This is a genomic window from Flagellimonas algarum, assembly GCF_040513375.1.
GTDB classification, from domain to species: Bacteria; Bacteroidota; Bacteroidia; order Flavobacteriales; family Flavobacteriaceae; genus Flagellimonas_B; species Flagellimonas_B algarum.
The window spans coordinates 350,201-368,655 of record NZ_JBEVTG010000001.1; the positions used below are offsets into that span (position 1 = coordinate 350,201).

Consider the following 18,455-nt stretch of genomic DNA (forward strand, 5'->3'; position numbering starts at 1 on the left):
AAACAACAACGCATTACCGCATTCTATGATTATCGATATACCAACTGATTCCGATTTTTCAATCCACAATATCCCTTTCGGCATCTTCTCTACGGAAGACCGCAGTCCGCGTGCCGGAGTGGCCGTCGGCGAACACATCTTAGACTTGTCAGCCGTGGCCGAGTTGGACGTTTTTGATTTCAACACCGCAGTCTTTGAAAAAGATGTGCTGAACGATTTTATTTCCTTAGGCAAGGAAATCACCAACAAGGTACGACGAGACATCCAAACCTGGTTACAGGATGATGCCTCCGTCTTGGCCGGCAACCCAGGGTTATTCGTCAAACAAAGTGAGGCGCAAATGCACCTCCCGGTGTATGTCGGTGATTATACCGACTTCTATTCCAGTATTGAACACGCAACCAATGTCGGAGTGATGTTCCGAGGAAAGGAAAACGCCTTAATGCCGAACTGGAAGCACATTCCGGTGGGCTATCATGGCCGTGCCAGCTCCATTGTGGTCAGCGGAGAACCCATGCATCGCCCTAAAGGCCAAACCTTACCACAAGGGGCCGACAAACCGGTGTACGGACCTTCACAACGGCTTGATTTCGAATTGGAAATGGCTTTCGTGACAGGCAGGGAAACCGCTTTGGGTGACAGCATCGAAACGGCAAAAGCCGAAGACTACATTTTCGGTATGGTCTTGTTCAACGATTGGTCGGCACGAGACATCCAAAAATGGGAGTATGTTCCTTTAGGCCCCTTTCTTGGCAAGAACTTCGCATCGCACATTTCCCCATGGATCGTTACCCTGGAAGCCTTGGATGCCTTTCGGGTCGATGGCCCCGTGCAAGAACCCGAAGTCTTGGATTACCTCAAGTTCGAAGGAATGAAAAACTTCGATATCGCCTTGGAGGTGGGTATTACCCCGGAAGGTAGTGAAGAACAGGTGGTATCACGTTCGAATTTCAAGTATATGTATTGGAACATGGCCCAACAATTGGCCCATCACACCGTGAACGGTTGTAATATCAATATTGGCGATCTTTATGGCTCGGGAACCATCTCAGGAAAAAGCGAGGATGCGTATGGATCTATGCTCGAATTGGCCTGGATGGGCACCAAACCGATACCCATGAAAGACGGTACCGAAAGAAAGTTCATCAATGACGGCGACACGGTGACCCTAAGGGGCTATGCCCAACGCGATGGAAAACGTGTCGGTTTTGGCGAAGTCTCCACCAAAGTATTACCAGCGAAATGATCAAAACCTTAGACCCCAACCGGATTTCGCAGCCCGAGCTGCACGGCATTCTCTTAACCGCGGTCGCACCCCGGCCGATTTGCTTCGCGAGTACGGTCAATGCCCAAGGTCAAGTGAACCTGAGTCCCTTCAGTTATTTCAACGTGTTTAGTTCAAACCCGCCCGTCATGATCTTTTCACCGGCCCGTAGCGGACGTGATAATAGCCTGAAACACTCTCATGAAAACGTCAAGGAGGTGCCCGAAGTGGTCATCAACATCGTAAACCACGACATCGTTGAACAAATGTCATTGTCGAGTACGGCCTACGACAAAGGCGTTGATGAATTCGTCAAGGCAGGCCTGACCGCGGTGCCCAGTGAAAAAGTAAGGCCCCCAAGAGTCGGCGAAGCCCCGGTAGCCTTTGAATGTTCGGTGACCGAGGTGATCGAATTGGCCGATACACCGGGAGCCGGAAACCTCATCCTGGCCAAGGTCGAACTCATACACATCAACGAACGCTACTTGACCGAAGGCACGTTGGATACCGAAAAATTGGACCTGGTCGGCCGTATGGGAGGCAGCTGGTATATCAGGGCCAAGGAACAAGCCCTCTTTGAAATCCCGAAACCGATACGCACCAAAGGAATGGGTGTCGATGCCTTGCCTAAAGGCATTCGGGAAAGTACGGTCTTGACGGGGAACAATCTAGGTCGATTGGGCAATCTCGAAGCCCTACCAAGTCAAGAAGCCGTTGCTTTGGTCGGCACTAAAGACGAATTGCGCATGTTGGCCAAAAAGGTCGGGGCAGATCGCATAGCACATCAAAGACAATTGCATTGGATCGCCCAGCGCATCTTGGAGACCGGGGAGGCCGAACAGGCACTCGCCGTATTGTTGTATGCCGAAAACCTGCCGTAATGAGCGCTGATATCACCTCCATTTTCAAATCCTTTTTGAAACCCAAAGAAGTCTATAAGGGGGGAAAGAACATTCCGACTACCCACGGAAAGGTCTACAAACTGTCTTCAAACGAGAATCCGCTAGGGGCATCACCCAAAGCGGTCGAAGCCGCAAAAAAAGCGATGGACAAGGTCGACATCTACCCGGATCAGACCGACATCAGATTGCGGGAAGCCTTGGTCAAGGATGTTGAACCAAGCTTAAGCAGTGATCAATTTCTAACGGGCAATAGCGGTTCTGAAATCATCGATATGCTGTTACGCGCTTTCGTTTCTGAAGGAGATGAGGTTATTTTTTCGAATCCTTGCTTTTTGCCCTATGCCGTATTTTCAAGATGGTACGGTGCCCGACAGATCGATGTGCCGCTCATGGCCCCGGATTATGCTTTTGATGCGAAAGGGGTGCTCGATGCCATTAGCGATCGCACCAAGGTCATTTTCCTGACCAGCCCCAACAATCCGACAGGCACCTACATCCCCCAGGGGATGCTCGATGATTTTATGGCGAAGGTTCCGAAGCACATCTTGGTAGTCTTTGATGAGGTCTACCGCCATTTTGCCGATGCCCCTGATTATTGTACCGCCCTGCGTTATGTGAAACAGGGGTACGCCGTACTCGGATTGAACAGTTTTTCGAAAACCTATGGTTTGGCAGGGATGCGCATCGGCTATGCCTACACGACCAAGACAATTGCGAATTATGTGCGTTTGATCCATAAGCCTTTTTTACTTCCCCTTCCTTCTTTAGAAGCGGCCATTGGCGCCTTGAACGATGGGGCGTTCATCGAACGTACGGTAAAGACCGTTGCCTCGGGGCGAGTGTTTTTGGCCGAGGCATTCGATACCTTGGGTATTCGCTATTGGCCCAGTCAGGCCAATTTTTTCTTGATCGACCCTCCGCTTCCGGAATTCGAATTCACCGATGCCCTAATGGAACAGGGCATTATGGTCAGGCCTGTCTCACAATTCGGCGCGCCAGGAAAGGTACGCATCACCATTGGTGATCCCGAGGCCAATGAGGCTTTGGTCAAGGCCCTACAAAACATAAAAACCCGCGATTAGCGGGTTTTTACTTTTATCAAATGGGCAGGTCTTATTCCTCAACACGAATGAAGACCGCTTCTCCGCCATCATAGTTGTTTTCATCAACAGCGCTCCCGTCGATGATAAAGGTGTTTTCATCTTCGAAAACGATCGTCAGGGTTTCTTCTTCCTCCCCTTCATCGATAAAGGTCAGCTGATCTCCATCCAGGGACCATAGAGACGTGAACACGTCGCTTTCTTCGGGACAGGGAATATCAAGCCCTGTCGGTCCTGCATTGATTTCGAGGTAATTGCCCTTGCTTTCGGAAGTGACCATACCATTATCCATAAAATCAAAAGTGACCAAGTAACATTCCTGGGCGATCAAGAATTCGATGATCTCTTTCGCAAATTCGAGGTCATCATTATCCAAGGTTTCGTCGAAACGGATATCGGACAAGGTCCATAATCCGACCAAATCACCGGTCGTGCCCGAAGTATCGTCGGAAGTATCGTCCATACCATCTTCTGCAGTGGTATCATCATCCTGCATGGCAGTGTCTTCATCGGCGCCTTCATCCATGTTATCGGTCGAACAACCGATCATGAAAATGGCGACCAAGCCTAGTAGAAGCAGATTTCTTTTCATCTTTAGTTTTTTTGGTACACCAAGAAAAACGCAAAAAAGGACCGATTAGTACACTTTCTCGATGAGTAACCTATAAGACGAAGCGATAGGTCGCTTTGAGTAAAAAGATATTCTGGGGCTTTTGACCGAAGATATTATCCCCTAAGCTCGTGAACAGGCCTTCTGAGGGATCTCCTGATTGCGAAACGTCTTGCGACCATACCAAAAAGATCTCTGAACCGGGAATATACTCCCAACGGATGACCAGGTTCGAGCGAAATTGGACGAAAGAGAAATCAGGGTTTCCAAAACTGAAATCGGTATCCCCATCAAGGTCGTCGTCCACATTATAGGTGCCATCGACCAATGAAATCCGATCGTCACCATACTGCATGAACCGATCTTCGAAACGTCTGGCCAAAGGATCGGTAATACTTTTGAAATTGGAATAGCGACCCCGTGAGATAAAGGGTTGCCCCCAATATTGGATGGTCAGGTTGGGATTGATGGTATAATTCAAGCGAAACGACATGCTCAATGTACGTTGCTCGATCTCGCCGTTCAAATACACCGGATTCCCATTGGCCTCAAGATTGCTTACGTATTGCAGTTTGTCATTATTGATATTGAATGACGGAAAGGCCGAGACCCGAATGGCATTGACGGGTTGATAGGTCACCCCAGCCCGTATGAAGTATGAATTGAACGAATTGTCGAGGGCCCTTCTCCCGTTATGGAAAATGTTAAAACGCACTTTCTTTCTATTGTCGGTATTGATCCCGTTCCAGAAACTCATCCAGGGCGATTGACGCAGTCTTGGCCCGCCCCTTAGTGCAAAGTTCGAATACTGGATCGGGGCGATATTGACCCCTAGGTTGGTGAACCAGTTATTCGCCCAGTTCTGCCAGCTATTGGTATTGAATTGCAGGTAGTTGTGGTTGCCACCGAAGTCCCAAGCGCTCCAATGGTTGTAATTGATACCGACCCGGCGAAAGGTACTATCGGGTTTCAAGGTTTGGTAACCGACCCAGGTATAGTGCCGAATATCATCGGCCTGCCGCTGAAACCCAATATCATTCAATTCCAGTTCCGGTGATCGCCAGGTCGCGCCCGATTCGAAACGCCAATGCCCATTACCGATTTTCCCGATTTGAAGGTTGCCCCCGGTTCCGGTCAGTTCGGTGCGATCGGCATCAACATCGACATGGTCGGCATCGACGCGTTGGAACAGGTGGGTAATCGATTCTTGGGTGTTTTGAATGGCCGACTCACTCCCCTTGACATGGCTCATGATGATGTTACCCCCGAAATACCAATCGCGGTTGTTCCATTGGTGCTTGAAGTCAAGACCACCTGTAAAAGCCGACCGATGCAAAAAATCAAGGTTCTCGGTCAGGTTATCGCGATTCGTCGCGGTGAACACCCCTCCGATATACGAATTGCGATCGTTGAAATCCTTTTGCAATCGCCCTACGAAATAATTGGTCAAGGGTTCGACCATTTCACGTCTTCTTCCCCCCTCGGGGTCGACAATGGTCGCATACCGTTTGGCGGTGACACTTTCGAGCACCCCGATAGCCCATCCGTCTTGGGTCTTACCACTGAATTTCGCGGCCCCGATGATCGGGGTATTATCGGGTTGATCGACGAATTCACCGTCTGCCGTATTGGGAAAGCCTTGCGGACTGCGTCCGATCCGTCGTGAATAAAACACATTGTCTTGGCCGAAGGTATTGCCCGCTTCCGACTGCGAGACCCTAAAATCGAAGATGTTCTTGTTTTCTACGAAAAAGGGACGCTGTTCCCTGAAAAAGATTTGAAAACCATCCAACGCGATGGCGGATGGATCAGCCTCTACCTGTCCGAAATCAGGGTTCACCGTAAGATCCAAGGTCAGGTCGTTGGTAATGCCGATTTTCGCATCCAATCCGAAGGTAATATCGCTTTCATTGCCGTCACGAAAGGGGTTTCCGGCCTCGGCCTCATAGGTTTCGCCACTGGTGACCGTATAGGGTTGGATCTCCAATTGCTTTTGGGGTTCGATATTCTTCAAGCCGTGCAACTCACCGAATTCACTGACCCAACCGGGTTGATCGATCGGTTTCCGCTGCCAAAGGGAGCGCTCTTCGGCCCTGAAAAACCGACGGGTCGACTGCAGCCCCCAAACTTGGTTGTCAGAACCGGCGAACTTGAGCTGACTTAACGGAATACGGATTTCGGCGGTCCATCCCTCCCCATCGATATTGGTTTTGGTATACCAAATCGGGTTCCAACTTCCGTCCCAATTGTTGCCATTGTTCGAGATGAACTCGTCACCCTTGACCCCGGCCGCGGTGACCGTAAAGGAAAAGGCCGACCTTTTATCATGATAACTATCGATGTTGAATTCGACCCAATCGCCATCGAAACCGTCCCTGCGCGACAATCGTCTGACGATTTCATCGGGCTCCGCATCATAACAGCGCACTCCTATATATAGGTTCTTGCTGTCGTAAACGATCTTAAACTTGGTCTGATAACTTGGTGGGGTATTCTCATCGGGCTGGAATTCGATGTAGTCGCCGGTCCAGTCCACGATATTCCAAACCGCATCATCGAGCAAGCCGTCGATTGCCGGTGGTTTTTCCATGCCAATGGCCTTGGTCAAATAGATTCGTTTCGGAATGACCTCGGTCGTATCTTGCACCGCCGATTCGGATTCGGTTTCTTGGGCAAGGGTCATTAATGGCAAACAAAAGAGTAGGGCAAACAGGATGGTCGGCGTTCTCACTGGAGGTTGTTTTTGATTGATGTGACTTAAAGACTTGCCCTTTTTCGAACAGTTACACCAAAGCGGGGTTTTTATTGGTTTTTTAACATCTTTTAAGAAGACAAGGGGCCAAAGTGAAAAGCAATTAAAATTTCAAAAAATATTCGAGGCCAGTGATTTGTAATTCAATGTAATAATTGTACATTTGCACCCCGTTTATCGGGAATGGATTGAAAACTAAACAATTTCAAGAAGTGGACACATTAAGTTATAAAACGATTTCAGCCAATAAGGCCACTGTTGACAAACAATGGGTGTTGGTCGATGCAGAAGGACAGACATTGGGTAGATTGGCTTCCAAAGTAGCGAAGATCCTACGTGGAAAATACAAGCCTAGTTATACCCCCCATGTCGATTGTGGTGATAACGTCATCATAATCAATGCGGAAAAAATCGAGCTCAGCGGAAACAAGTGGAACGACAAAACCTATTTGCGTTACACCGGTTACCCTGGAGGACAGCGATCCACTTCGGCAACCGAGTTGTTGAACAAGCATCCGGAAAGGATCATTGAAAAGTCGGTCAAGGGTATGTTGCCAAAGAACCGATTGGGTGCCGATCTATTCCGAAACCTTAAGGTATACACTGGAAACGAACATGGCCATGAAGCCCAAAAACCAAAGGCCATTAACCTAAACGATTACAAATAATGGAGGTGGTTCACAAAATTGGACGTAGAAAGACCGCAGTAGCCCGAGTATATGTTACTGAAGGAAAAGGTTACATTACCGTCAACAAAAGAAAACTAGAAGAGTATTTCACTACGGCTACTTTGCAGTACAAGGTGAAGCAACCTTTTACATTGACAGAGACCGATGGTAATTACGATGTGAACATCAATGTATACGGTGGCGGAATCACCGGGCAGGCCGAGGCAGTCCGTTTGGCATTGTCACGAGCCATGTGTGAGATCAACGAGGAAAACCGCACGGTATTGAAACCTGAAGGCCTGTTGACCCGTGACCCCCGTATGGTGGAGCGTAAGAAATTCGGTCAGAAGAAAGCCCGTAAGAAGTTCCAGTTCTCGAAACGTTAAGGATTACCCGCGGTTTACCGCGATTATTCATACAAGTTCATTGAAAGGGCCCTTAAAAATATCAGGGCCCAAAATTTTAACCATGTTGTCGTTGTTCCGAAAAAAGGAAATCGACTTTTTTTGGAAACTAGTTTAGCATCTAAATGGACCGGGCGATGCCCAAAGCAGACCACCGCTCCATTGCTATACCAACGGAACGTAAACTAAGTACAAAAAATGGCAAACAACATTGAAGTAAAAAACTTATTGGACGCAGGTGTGCATTTCGGCCACCTCACTAGAAAGTGGAATCCGAACATGGCCCCATACATCTACATGGAGCGCAATGGGATCCACGTCATCAACCTTTACAAAACCGTAGCGAAATTGGAAGAGGCCAACGAGGCCCTTAAGAAAATCGCTGCTTCTGGACGAAAAATCCTTTTCGTTGCCACCAAGAAACAAGCCAAGGACATCGTTGCCGAAAAGGTAGCCAATGTCAATATGCCCTACATCACTGAAAGGTGGCCCGGTGGTATGTTGACCAATTTCGTGACCATCCGTAAAGCGGTCAAGAAAATGGCTTCCATCGATCGCATGAAAAAAGACGGAACGTTCAACACCCTTTCCAAAAAGGAGCGTTTGCAAGTGGACCGTCTACGTGCCAAATTGGAAAAGAACCTCGGTTCGATTTCCGACATGACCCGATTGCCAGGTGCGATCTTTATCGTCGATACGATGCGTGAGCATATCGCCGTCAAAGAAGCACAAAAATTGAACATCCCGATTTTCGCGATGGTCGATACCAATTCGGATCCAAGACCGATCGATTACGTAATCCCATCAAACGATGATGCCGGAAAATCAATCGATGCCATCATGACGTCGGTTACTGCTGCCGTTGCCGAAGGACTTGCCGATCGCAAAGCCGATAAGCAAGCTGATAAAGGCGAAGCTTCCAAAGAAGAGGCACCAAAAGCCGAGGCTCCTGCTAAAAAGGAAACCAAAGCCGAAGCCCCTGCACCAGCTGAAGCAGCCCCGGCCCCGGCCCCAGCTGCTCCTGAAAAGGCCGATGACTTGACCAAAATCGAAGGTGTCGGACCCAAAGCTTCAGAAGCCTTGGTTGCCGCCGGTATCGCAACGTTTGACGCGATGGCCAAAGCGGATGCCGATAAGGTCAAAGCCATCCTAACCGAAGCAAGCCCAAGATTGGCCCATTTGGATCCCACTAGTTGGGCCAAACAAGCCCAAATGGCCGCAGAAGGCAAATGGGATGAGTTGAAAGCTTGGCAAGATAGTGTCAAGGGGGGTATAGAAGACTCGGAAGAGTAATTGAACAACGATTCAAAACAAAACACGCATCGTGATTGGGTGTTTTACTTTATATAAATTTTAAATTTTATACAATGGCTAAGATTACTGCCGCAGAAGTAAACAAGTTGAGAAAGACCACCGGAGCTGGAATGATGGACTGCAAGAATGCTTTGGTTGAAGCTGATGGTGATTTTGACAAAGCAATTGAGATCTTAAGGAAAAAAGGTCAAAAAGTCGCTGCTAAAAGAGCGGACCGAGATTCATCGGAAGGTGCTGCTATCGCTAAGGTGAATGGTGAAAGCTCGGCCGGTGTGATCATTTCATTGAACTGTGAGACCGATTTCGTGGCCAAAAACGAATCTTTCGTGACTTTGGCCAATGAGTTGGCCGATTTGGCATTGGGCTTCGATTCGAAAGACGATTTTCTTTCCGCTGCTTTCAATGGCATGACGGTCGCTGAGAAGCTTACGGAACAAACCGGTGTCATCGGTGAAAAAATCGAAATCGGGAGTTTTGAAAAATTGAGTGCCCCTTTCGTAGGATCATACATCCACGCTGGAAATAAAATCGCGACTTTGGTCGGATTGTCTGCCAATGTCGATGGCGCGGCTACCGCAGCCAAAGATGTGGCCATGCAAGCTGCCGCCATGAACCCGGTCGCCTTGAACGAAGAAGGTGTCGATCAATCGGTCATCGATAAGGAAATCGAAATCGCCAAAGATCAACTCCGTCAAGAAGGAAAGCCAGAAGCCATGTTGGACAATATCGCCAAAGGAAAGCTAAAGCGTTTCTTCAAAGACAACACCTTGGTCAACCAGGCGTTTATCAAAGACAGCAAACAAAGTGTTTCCCAATATGTGAAATCAGTAGCTTCCGATTTGGAAGTGACTGGATTTTCAAGGGTTGCCTTGGGTTAATCATACCCCATACAATTAAAAAAGCCCCAACCTGCGTTGGGGCTTTTTTTTGGAAGGTACTTTCCTATCATTTCGATTTGATCAGGATATTGCCGTTCAAGGTCTTGAATAGGATTTCAGGGCCTCCCCCATTGATCTCTCCCAAGACCCACTTGTTCACCTTTACCTTATACACGCCTCTCGAATCCCTTTTTTGATCGACCTGGGCACTGGTACGTTGATCCATTTCAAAATCGGTAAAGATATCGCCGTTCTCCGTACGGGCCTTGATATTGGCCGCAAAGTCAGCCGGAAAGGTAATATCAAGGTCACCGTTCAAACTGGTAAAGGCCATGGGTGCATTCCGATCGACTTTTGAAAAAGTGACCACGACATCCCGGTTCAAAGCATCGGCGATGACTGATCCACTGACGTTCTCTAAGGTTATGGCGCCATTGGTATTGCTGATCTCCATATCACCATTGACCCCGTTCACGAAAATGTTCCCGTTGTTTACGGCATTCAACTTCAGTGAAAAGTTCTTGGGAACGGTGATAAAGAAGTCCATCTTTTTATTGGTCCCTCCTGACTTCACGGTGACTTGGTTGTTGTATTCCTCGACCGAGTAACCGCCGCCACCGCCGCCGATCTTGCGCAAGCCGTTCTTATTGACAGAAGCTTGTTTTTGTTTGCTTTTGGTCTCAATGATCACTTCGTTACCGGAATGGGTGTTCACCGTTATCGATCCATATAATACACCGACTTTTAGGTGACCTGGTTTTCCAGGTTCACTCAGGGGAACCTCCAATTTCTGCGTGTTCTGCCCACTTAGCGATACCGGAAGTACTGCCGTACAAAGGAGTAAGAATAACTGTACTGTAATTTTTTTCATCGTTCTATTTTTTTACGAATGCATCGCCGTTCAACAAATTAAAATCCAATTGCACGCCGCCTTTTCCGATTCGGAAAGACTCGTTCGAATCGACCTTGTATTTGACCCCTTTCCTTCTCCCGACTTCCTTTTGCGAGATTTTGGTCTGTGTCATAGAAACGTCATAGTTGGTATACAGGTCCCCGTTCATGCTTTTAAAGCTCACATCGGCATTGAGGTCATCTTTAAAGACGACATTGATATCGCCGTTCAAGGAGTGGTAGCTGCAATCTTCCGTTGGATTGCGATAATAACTGATATCGATATTCCTGTTCAGGGCATTCACATCGGTTTTTCCAGCGATATTCTCCAAAGTTATCGCGCCATTGAGATTATTGACACGCATTAAATGACCTTGAACGTCTTTGATATGGATGTCACCATCGTTCATCGTTCCTACCTGGAGGCCGACGTTTTTGGGCACCTTGATCGTGAAATCGAGATGGTAACGGTACTTGGGGCGATCGTTGTAATTGTAGTTCTCTCGATGTGAAAACCGACCCTTGTCTAGGTCGAAATAGGTCCAAGGGGAGTCGAGAAAGACGAAGAGTTCGCCCGCTTTACGTTCAATGGCCACTCCGATTTCCTCTTTACCAAGGGCGACCATGTCTCGACTGCGGGCCCAAATCTTCTTTTTGACCTCTACCTTTATGGTCGTACCATTGTATCCTTCGATATCGATGGATCCATTGACGTTTTGCACATGCAACAGGTTCTTGGCCGAATTGGAGTCGAACCGTAGTTCATGGGTGATCGTCTCTTCGGAATCTTGTGCGGCCCCTATTTGGAAGAAAGCACAAGCGACAAAGAGCACTGTGGGTTTTACAAATTTCATGACTGTTCGTTTTTTAGATTAATGAATTATATGATTTGATCGATCGATGCCCTGATTTTCTTGCTGACGGTCGAATCGAGATTCGGTTTGTCAAGCAATTGCTCCATAGACCGAATGGATTCCTTTTCTTGAAGGGTGACCATAAGGTCGGCCAGTGCGATTTGTACGATGGGTGAATCTTGATTGACGATGGAGGCAATGAGGCCCATACGTACTTCCGGATTCTCCACATAGCGCGATAAGGATTCGATGGCCGCTAAGCGGACGTTTACGTTGGAGTCATTGTTCAAGGTCAGAAAAAGGGCTTCGGTAACACTTTTCGTAGCCCGTTCCATTTTGGTCACCTCATTGACCCCTTGTAGGCGTTTGTTGGCCGAGTTCTGTTCTAAAAGGGTCAAGACCAACTTTTCCCTGACCGCTTCGGTTTCCGAAGTGGAAGCTACTTCTACTTGACCTATGTTCTCTTTGGCATCGGTTCGCAGCAAATAACCGATGGCCAAGCCCGCTGTCAATAGCAACAGGCCATATGCCAATTGTGGTCTCCACAAGGTTGCCATAAGGTCGCCGAAGGCGGTAAAGCCGGTTCGCTCTTTCCGCTGTTCTTTTTCGATGGTGGCACCAAGGGTTTGGAAGAACCGTTGGTCCATCCCTGCCGAGGGTTCCGGAAATGGCGTAGTATTCCATTCATCCCAAACCAATTTGAGTGCATCGAACTCGTTTTGATACCTCGGATTGTCGTTAAGAAAGATGCTGAATTCTTTCATTCCGTCCGCATCGAGCTCTCCTTTTAAAAAAGCCATTGCCTGTTCTTCAAATACCGTTTCCTTCATCACTATTGGATTTCCATTTGCATAAATACGTGCTTCAATTCCTTTAAAGCGCGATGCGCTTTTACTTTGGCCGCCCCTTCAGAGCAACCCAAGACCTCCCCGATTTCGCTGAACTTCATTTCCTTGAACTTGCTCAAGATCAAAATCTCACGCTTCTCTTTTGGAAGTTTTAGCAGCGCCCGGTTCAAAATCGAGATCGCATCCTTACGATCGTTCATCGATTCCTGATCATCCGTATCCTTCACCTTATACTCGACGGCCCCTATTTCGTAGGTCGATCGATGTTTGTTGTTCTTTTTGAAATGATCATGCTGAACGTTGCGTGCCGTGCTGAACATCCAGGCCAAAAATTGCCCTTGACCGGTAAACGTATGTCGGTATTTCATCATGCGCACAAATACGTTCTGTACCAAATCCTCACTTAGGGAGGCGTTCGAATTCATGTTATAAAAGAACCCGAACAACTTCTTTTTATGGCGTTCATACAACAAACCCATCTTTTCCAGATCTCCGGATTTTACTTTCAACATCAATGCGTTATCGGTTAGCTCAAACATTTCCGTGGTGTTGTCAAAGGGTATACTGCCCTTTCATCAAAAGGTTACAAAATGTACTGCTTTTTATTTCAAATGAATTCCAATTGGTCCATTTCAAAGCGGGTTGGTCAAAAATTATTTTGATTATTTTTGTCCGAAATCGACTCCACCTATGCAATACAAAAGAATCCTGCTCAAACTCAGTGGTGAAGCCTTAATGGGAGAACAACAATACGGCATCGATGCCAATCGACTCACTGAATATGCGGAAGATATCAAAGCTGTCACTGAAAAAGGGGTCGAATTGGCCATTGTAATCGGCGGTGGTAACATCTTTAGGGGACTTTCGGGCGCCAGCCAAGGCATGGATCGTGTTCAGGGCGACCATATGGGGATGTTGGCCACGGTCATCAACGGACTGGCCCTTCAAAGCGCCCTCGAATTACAACACGTGGAAACCCGATTGCAATCGGCGATCAAGATCAATGAAGTGGCCGAACCTTTCATCAGAAGAAGGGCCATTCGGCATCTGGAAAAAGGAAGGGTCGTTATTTTCGGTGGGGGTACCGGAAATCCCTACTTCACGACCGATTCGGCAGCCGTACTGCGTGCAATCGAAATCAAAGCCGACGTCATTTTGAAAGGCACCCGTGTGGATGGAATTTACTCCGCTGACCCGGAAAAAGATAAGAACGCGACCAAGTTCGACACTATTTCGTTCAAGGATGTCTTGCAGAAAGGCCTGAAAGTGATGGACAGCACGGCCTTTACCCTCAGTCAAGAAAACGAATTGCCCATTGTGGTCTTTGACATGAATACCCGTGGCAACCTGATGCGTATCGTTTCGGGCGAAAATATCGGAACCATTGTCAATATCTAACTTGGCATAGCTTTTGCCAAGCCTTTAAAAAAGGATACCATGAACGAAGAAATCACATTCATTCTAGAAACGACCAAAGAAAGCATGGACGGATCCATGGCCCACTTGGAAAAAGCATTGGTGAAAATCCGGGCCGGAAAAGCAAGTCCGGCAATGCTGGCTTCGGTAAAGGTCGATTATTATGGTTCCCAGACCCCGCTCTCGCAAGTAGCCAATATCAACACCCCTGACGCCCGTACCATTTCGGTACAACCTTGGGAAAAAACCATGATCCCCGAAATCGAAAAGGCCATCATCAATTCGAATCTTGGGTTCAACCCTATGAACAATGGTGAAAGTGTGATCATCAACGTACCGCCATTGACCGAGGAACGACGCCGTGACCTGGTCAAACAAGCCAAATCGGAGGCCGAAGAAGCCCGGGTGAGTGTTCGAAGTGCCCGTCAAGAAGCCAATAAGGAATTGAAGAAATTGGATATTTCGGAAGACTTGTTGTCCAATGCCGAAATCGACGTTCAGGAGTTGACCGACAACTACACCAAAAAAGTCGAAACCATCTTAGAGCTAAAAGAGGCCGAAATCATGAAGGTATAGGCATTGTAAGCCTGCTTTCTTTAGGTAGCCCGCCGATCATTTTCTACCTTTGCCACCAATTTTGAATACTGATGGTAAAAGCAATCGCACAAGGTTTTTGGCCCACGGTCGCCCGACTGATCCTAAGGAATAGGGTCCTTATCCTGCTGTTGATCGCAGCCACTACCGTTTTCTTTGGATTGCAATGGGACAAAATGCGCTTTTCAAATACGGAAGCGAACGTTTTGCCCGATGACCATCCTGAAACCCTGCAATACAACGCCTTCGTCAGTTTGTTCGGCCAAGAGGACAACGCCATCGTCTTGGCGGTTCGCGATACGGCCCTTTTCGCCCCCGATAAATTCAATCGTTGGAATAAGCTGAGCAAGCAGTTCGAAGCCGTTCCTGAAATCGACTTCGTCATTTCGACGGATAACCTTCAAGAATTGGTCAAGGATACCGTCAAGCAAGAATTTGTGTTGCGACAACTCGTTACGGGCGAATTGGAGACATCCGAAGAGGTCCAGGCCATCAAAACCCGTCTTTTCGAAGAGATGCCCTTCTACGAAAACCTGATCTTCAATAAAGGCAGTGGTTCGGTCAGGACCGTCATCTATCTCGACAAGGACATCCTCAACACCTCTGTACGAAGTGAATTCATATTGAACGACCTGGAAACACTGGTCGCCAATTTCGAAGAAGAAACCGAATTGGATGTCAGGGTGTCGGGCATGCCGTATATCAAAACCTGGAATTCGAAGATCATTATCGATGAAATCGGGAACTTCATTCTTGCCGCCCTATTGGTGACCTCGGTTATCTTTTTCTTTTTCTTTCGCAGTTTTCGGGCCACCTTTATTTCAATGTGTGTGGTCATCATCGGGGTGATGTGGGCTTTTGGCGTACTAGGCCTATTCGAATATGAAATCACCATATTGACCGCCTTGATCCCGCCTTTGATCATTGTCATAGGCATACCGAACTGCATCTTTTTGATCAACAAATACCAGCAAGAGGTCAAAAAACATGGCAACCAGGCACTTTCACTGCAACGGGTCATTTCAAAAGTCGGTAATGCGACCTTGATGACCAATGTGACCACCGCCTTGGGTTTCGCCACCTTTATCATTCTCGATAGTGATCTGCTCAAAGAATTCGGCATCGTAGCCAGTATCAATATCCTGAGCATTTTCTTGTTGTCGTTGCTCATCATCCCTATCGTATACAGTTTCATGGGCATTCCGAAATACAAGCATTTGAAGCACTTGAACAAGAAGTGGATCGATGTCTTTGTGAACTGGATGGAACGCGTGGTGCGAAACCATCGCATCGCGGTCTATTTGGTCTCGGTAACCGTATTGGTGCTGAGTATCATCGGTATTTATCAAATCAAGATTACCGGAAGCCGTATCGAAGATTTACCCAAAGACGCCAAATTCTTTAAGGATATCCGATTTTTCGAAGAGGAATTCGATGGGATCATGCCGGTTGAAGTCGTCGTAGATACCAAAAAAAAGAACGGCATCCTGAAATTAGCGACCCTTCGTCGCATGGATCGTCTCGCCGCCGAAATCGACGAAACCCCCGAACTTTCCAAATCGGTCTCGGTCGTTAATTTGGTCAAATACTCAAAGCAGGCTTTTTACAGCGGAATCCCGAAATACTATCAATTGCCCTCTTCCCAAGAGAACACCTTCATCATGGATGTGGCCCGAAAATCATCGGAAAACGGCAATCTACTGGAAAGCTTCGTCGACAGCACCGGGCAAACCGCCCGTATGACCACCTTCATGCGCGATGTCAAGACGGATCGCATGGAAGAAATCGAAAACGATTTGATCGCCTCGATCGAAAAAATCTTTCCGGCCGAACGGTATTCGGTGTATATGACCGGTAAGGCGCTGCTGTTTTTGAAAGGTACCAAATACTTGATCAAGAACCTGTTGCTATCATTGACTTTGGCCATTGTATTGATTTCGATTTTCATGGCGTACCTTTTCCGGTCCTTTCGAATGATCATGATCTCACTGGTGCCCAATTTATTGCCCTTGGTCATCACGGCCGGTTTAATGGGGTTTCTGGGCGTACCGATCAAACCAAGTACCATTTTGGTCTTTAGTATCGCTTTTGGTATTTCAGTCGATGACACCATCCACTTCCTGGCCAAATACCGGCAAGAACTGATCGCCAACAAATGGCAGATCAAGAAGTCGGTGTACAATGCCTTACGGGAGACCGGGGTGAGCATGTTCTACACCTCGATCGTGCTGTTCTTTGGCTTCTCGGTGTTCGTTATATCCAGTTTTGGGGGTACCCAGGCCTTGGGCGGACTAGTTTCGGCCACCCTGATGTTCGCCATGCTATCGAACCTGATCCTCCTACCCTCTTTGCTTTTGTCATTGGAACGTAGCATCGCCAACAAAACGGTTTTGAAAAAGCCGCAAATCGACATCTTGCCGAAAGGAGACGAAAAAGGCGGCACGAAATAGCGGTTTCATAGCCATCTTTTTTAGCAAAAACCTATCTTTGGGGCTTAATTTTACGCCATTTTACCATGAAAAAGACTTCGGTAAAAAAACTCTTGAAAACAAGCCCCACTTCCCAAAAAGTGGCAATCGATGGATGGGTAAAGACCTTTAGGAGCAATCGCTTTATCGCTTTGAACGATGGGTCGACCGTGAACAACATCCAATGCGTGGTCGATTTCGAGAATTTCGATGAAAACGTGATCAAATCCGTTTCATCAGGAGCTGCGGTCCATGTCGAAGGCCTACTGGTAGAAAGTCAGGGCCGAGGACAGGATGTAGAGATCCAAGTCACTGAATTGGCGATCCATGGAGAGGCAGACCCGGAAAGCTATCCGATACAGCCCAAGAAACATTCGTTGGAGTTTCTACGTGAAAAAGCGCATCTTCGGGTACGGACCAATACCTTTGCCGCCGTCATGCGGATGCGATCTGCCTTGGCGTTCGCCATTCACCGCTATTTTCAAGAAAACGGGTTTTACTATATGCACCCCCCGATCATTACCGGATCGGATGCGGAAGGTGCCGGGGAAATGTTCAGGGTCACGACTTTGGACCCAAAATCACCTCCACTCGACGACCAAGGTCAGGTAGATTATAAGCAGGACTTCTTTGCCAAAGAGACCAATTTAACGGTATCAGGGCAGTTGGAAGCCGAAGCATACGCCATGGGGCTTGGGAAAGTCTATACCTTCGGGCCGACTTTTCGAGCTGAAAACTCCAACACCTCAAGACATTTGGCCGAGTTTTGGATGATCGAACCCGAAATGGCCTTTTTCGATCTTAATGACAATATGGACCTCGCCGAGGATTTCATCAAATCGGTCTTGCGCTATGTGCTCGAACACTGTGCCGAAGACCTGCAATTTTTGGAGAAACGCTTGATCGACGAAGAAAAATCAAAACCCCAAGCCGAACGCAGTGACATGCCGCTGATCGAGAAATTGCGTTTTGTGACCGATAACGAATTCAAACGGGTTTCGTATACCGAAGCCATTGCTATCCTGAGGAATAGCAAACCGAACAAGAAAAAGAAATTCCAGTTTCCCATTGATGCCTGGGGTGCCGATCTTCAAAGCGAACACGAACGCTTTTTGGTCGAAAAACACTTTAAATGCCCGGTCATCCTTTTTGATTATCCGGCCGATATCAAAGCCTTTTATATGCGCTTGAACGAGGATGAAAAGACCGTTCGTGCCATGGATGTGCTTTTTCCCGGAATCGGTGAAATCGCCGGAGGTTCACAACGTGAGGAACGCTTGGAGGTTTTAAAGGAAAAAATGCGCGTCTTGGGTATCGAAGAAGAGGAACTTTGGTGGTATCTGGATCTTCGACGCTTCGGCACGGCCGTTCATAGTGGTTTCGGTCTGGGCTTCGAACGTCTGGTACAGTTCGCCACGGGAATGGGCAACATCCGAGATGTAATCCCTTTTCCAAGAACCCCCCAGAACGCCGCGTTTTAATAGGATTGCTT

The 18,455-nt window shown here is 47.6% G+C and carries 17 protein-coding genes; 11 read left to right on the forward strand and 6 right to left on the reverse strand.

The genetic code is table 11. The annotated features are described in order from the left end of the window. Window positions 1-25: 25 nt before the first annotated feature. Genes fahA through ABV409_RS01640 form a run of 3 tightly spaced genes read left to right on the forward strand, consistent with a single transcriptional unit; the run spans window position 26 to window position 3,248 of the window. Window positions 26-1,246 carry a fumarylacetoacetase gene (gene fahA / locus ABV409_RS01630; protein WP_353875796.1) on the forward strand — a complete coding sequence of 407 codons (1,221 nt, stop codon included), beginning with the start codon at window positions 26-28 and terminating at the stop codon, window positions 1,244-1,246. Continuing rightward, complete coding sequence (locus ABV409_RS01635; RefSeq protein WP_353875797.1) at window positions 1,243-2,145, forward strand: flavin reductase family protein; 903 nt, start codon at window positions 1,243-1,245, stop codon at window positions 2,143-2,145. The genes fahA and ABV409_RS01635 overlap by 4 nt, the downstream gene beginning before the upstream one ends. After that, window positions 2,145-3,248: a pyridoxal phosphate-dependent aminotransferase gene (locus ABV409_RS01640; protein ID WP_353875798.1), complete on the forward strand. Its 1,104-nt coding sequence runs from the start codon at window positions 2,145-2,147 to the stop codon at window positions 3,246-3,248. Before ABV409_RS01635 ends, ABV409_RS01640 begins: the two co-directional genes overlap by 1 nt. Window positions 3,249-3,279: 31 nt before the next feature. On the opposite strand, the gene ABV409_RS01645 is transcribed toward ABV409_RS01640, so the two are convergent. Together ABV409_RS01645 and ABV409_RS01650 are read right to left on the reverse strand one after the other, a co-directional pair. Then, window positions 3,280-3,858, reverse strand: coding sequence for a hypothetical protein (locus ABV409_RS01645; RefSeq protein WP_353875799.1), 579 nt, complete (start codon window positions 3,856-3,858; stop codon window positions 3,280-3,282). A 70-nt stretch (window positions 3,859-3,928) separates the two neighbouring features. Then, window positions 3,929-6,559, reverse strand: coding sequence for a DUF5916 domain-containing protein (locus ABV409_RS01650; RefSeq protein WP_353876873.1), 2,631 nt, complete (start codon window positions 6,557-6,559; stop codon window positions 3,929-3,931). Window positions 6,560-6,840: 281 nt separating this feature from the next. Between ABV409_RS01650 and rplM the strand changes: the two genes are divergently transcribed. The 4 genes from rplM to tsf all read left to right on the forward strand — a co-directional run bounded on the left by rplM (window position 6,841) and on the right by tsf (window position 9,892). Then, entirely contained in the window at window positions 6,841-7,296 is a 456-nt protein-coding gene (gene rplM, locus ABV409_RS01655) for a 50S ribosomal protein L13 (RefSeq protein WP_353875800.1), read from the forward strand. Continuing rightward, window positions 7,296-7,682: a 30S ribosomal protein S9 gene (gene rpsI, locus ABV409_RS01660; RefSeq protein ID WP_353875801.1), complete on the forward strand. Its 387-nt coding sequence runs from the start codon at window positions 7,296-7,298 to the stop codon at window positions 7,680-7,682. Before rplM ends, rpsI begins: the two co-directional genes overlap by 1 nt. Window positions 7,683-7,898: 216 nt before the next feature. Next, window positions 7,899-8,993, forward strand: a complete 1,095-nt coding sequence (rpsB, locus tag ABV409_RS01665) for a 30S ribosomal protein S2 (protein ID WP_353875802.1) — start codon at window positions 7,899-7,901, stop codon at window positions 8,991-8,993. A 74-nt stretch (window positions 8,994-9,067) separates the two neighbouring features. After that, the gene (tsf, locus tag ABV409_RS01670) at window positions 9,068-9,892 is read left to right on the forward strand and encodes a translation elongation factor Ts (protein WP_353875803.1); all 825 of its coding nucleotides are present in this window, start codon (window positions 9,068-9,070) and stop codon (window positions 9,890-9,892) included. A gap of 67 nt (window positions 9,893-9,959) precedes the next feature. Here the strand turns inward: tsf and ABV409_RS01675 are convergent, their stop codons facing one another. The 4 genes from ABV409_RS01675 to ABV409_RS01690 are packed head-to-tail and all read right to left on the reverse strand — an operon-like array spanning window position 9,960 to window position 13,024. Then, on the reverse strand, window positions 9,960-10,763 hold the full coding sequence (locus ABV409_RS01675; protein WP_353875804.1) for a DUF4097 family beta strand repeat-containing protein: 804 nt from the start codon (window positions 10,761-10,763) through the stop codon (window positions 9,960-9,962). A 4-nt stretch (window positions 10,764-10,767) separates the two neighbouring features. After that, on the reverse strand, window positions 10,768-11,637 hold the full coding sequence (locus ABV409_RS01680; protein WP_353875805.1) for a DUF4097 family beta strand repeat-containing protein: 870 nt from the start codon (window positions 11,635-11,637) through the stop codon (window positions 10,768-10,770). A 26-nt stretch (window positions 11,638-11,663) separates the two neighbouring features. Continuing rightward, window positions 11,664-12,467, reverse strand: a complete 804-nt coding sequence (locus ABV409_RS01685; RefSeq protein ID WP_353875806.1) for a HEAT repeat domain-containing protein — start codon at window positions 12,465-12,467, stop codon at window positions 11,664-11,666. Window positions 12,468-12,469: 2 nt separating this feature from the next. Next, window positions 12,470-13,024 carry an RNA polymerase sigma factor gene (locus ABV409_RS01690; protein ID WP_353875807.1) on the reverse strand — a complete coding sequence of 185 codons (555 nt, stop codon included), beginning with the start codon at window positions 13,022-13,024 and terminating at the stop codon, window positions 12,470-12,472. A gap of 151 nt (window positions 13,025-13,175) precedes the next feature. Here ABV409_RS01690 and pyrH point away from each other — a divergent pair, with 151 nt between their 5' ends. The 4 genes from pyrH to asnS all read left to right on the forward strand — a co-directional run bounded on the left by pyrH (window position 13,176) and on the right by asnS (window position 18,444). Next, window positions 13,176-13,883: a UMP kinase gene (gene pyrH / locus ABV409_RS01695; RefSeq protein ID WP_353875808.1), complete on the forward strand. Its 708-nt coding sequence runs from the start codon at window positions 13,176-13,178 to the stop codon at window positions 13,881-13,883. Between the two features lie 39 nt (window positions 13,884-13,922). After that, a complete protein-coding gene (gene frr / locus ABV409_RS01700; protein WP_353875809.1) occupies window positions 13,923-14,477 on the forward strand; it encodes a ribosome recycling factor in 555 nt (184 codons plus the stop codon). A gap of 71 nt (window positions 14,478-14,548) precedes the next feature. Next, entirely contained in the window at window positions 14,549-16,945 is a 2,397-nt protein-coding gene (locus ABV409_RS01705; protein WP_353875810.1) for an efflux RND transporter permease subunit, read from the forward strand. A gap of 65 nt (window positions 16,946-17,010) precedes the next feature. Next, entirely contained in the window at window positions 17,011-18,444 is a 1,434-nt protein-coding gene (gene asnS, locus ABV409_RS01710) for an asparagine--tRNA ligase (RefSeq protein ID WP_353875811.1), read from the forward strand. The last annotated feature ends 11 nt before the right edge of the window (window positions 18,445-18,455 follow it).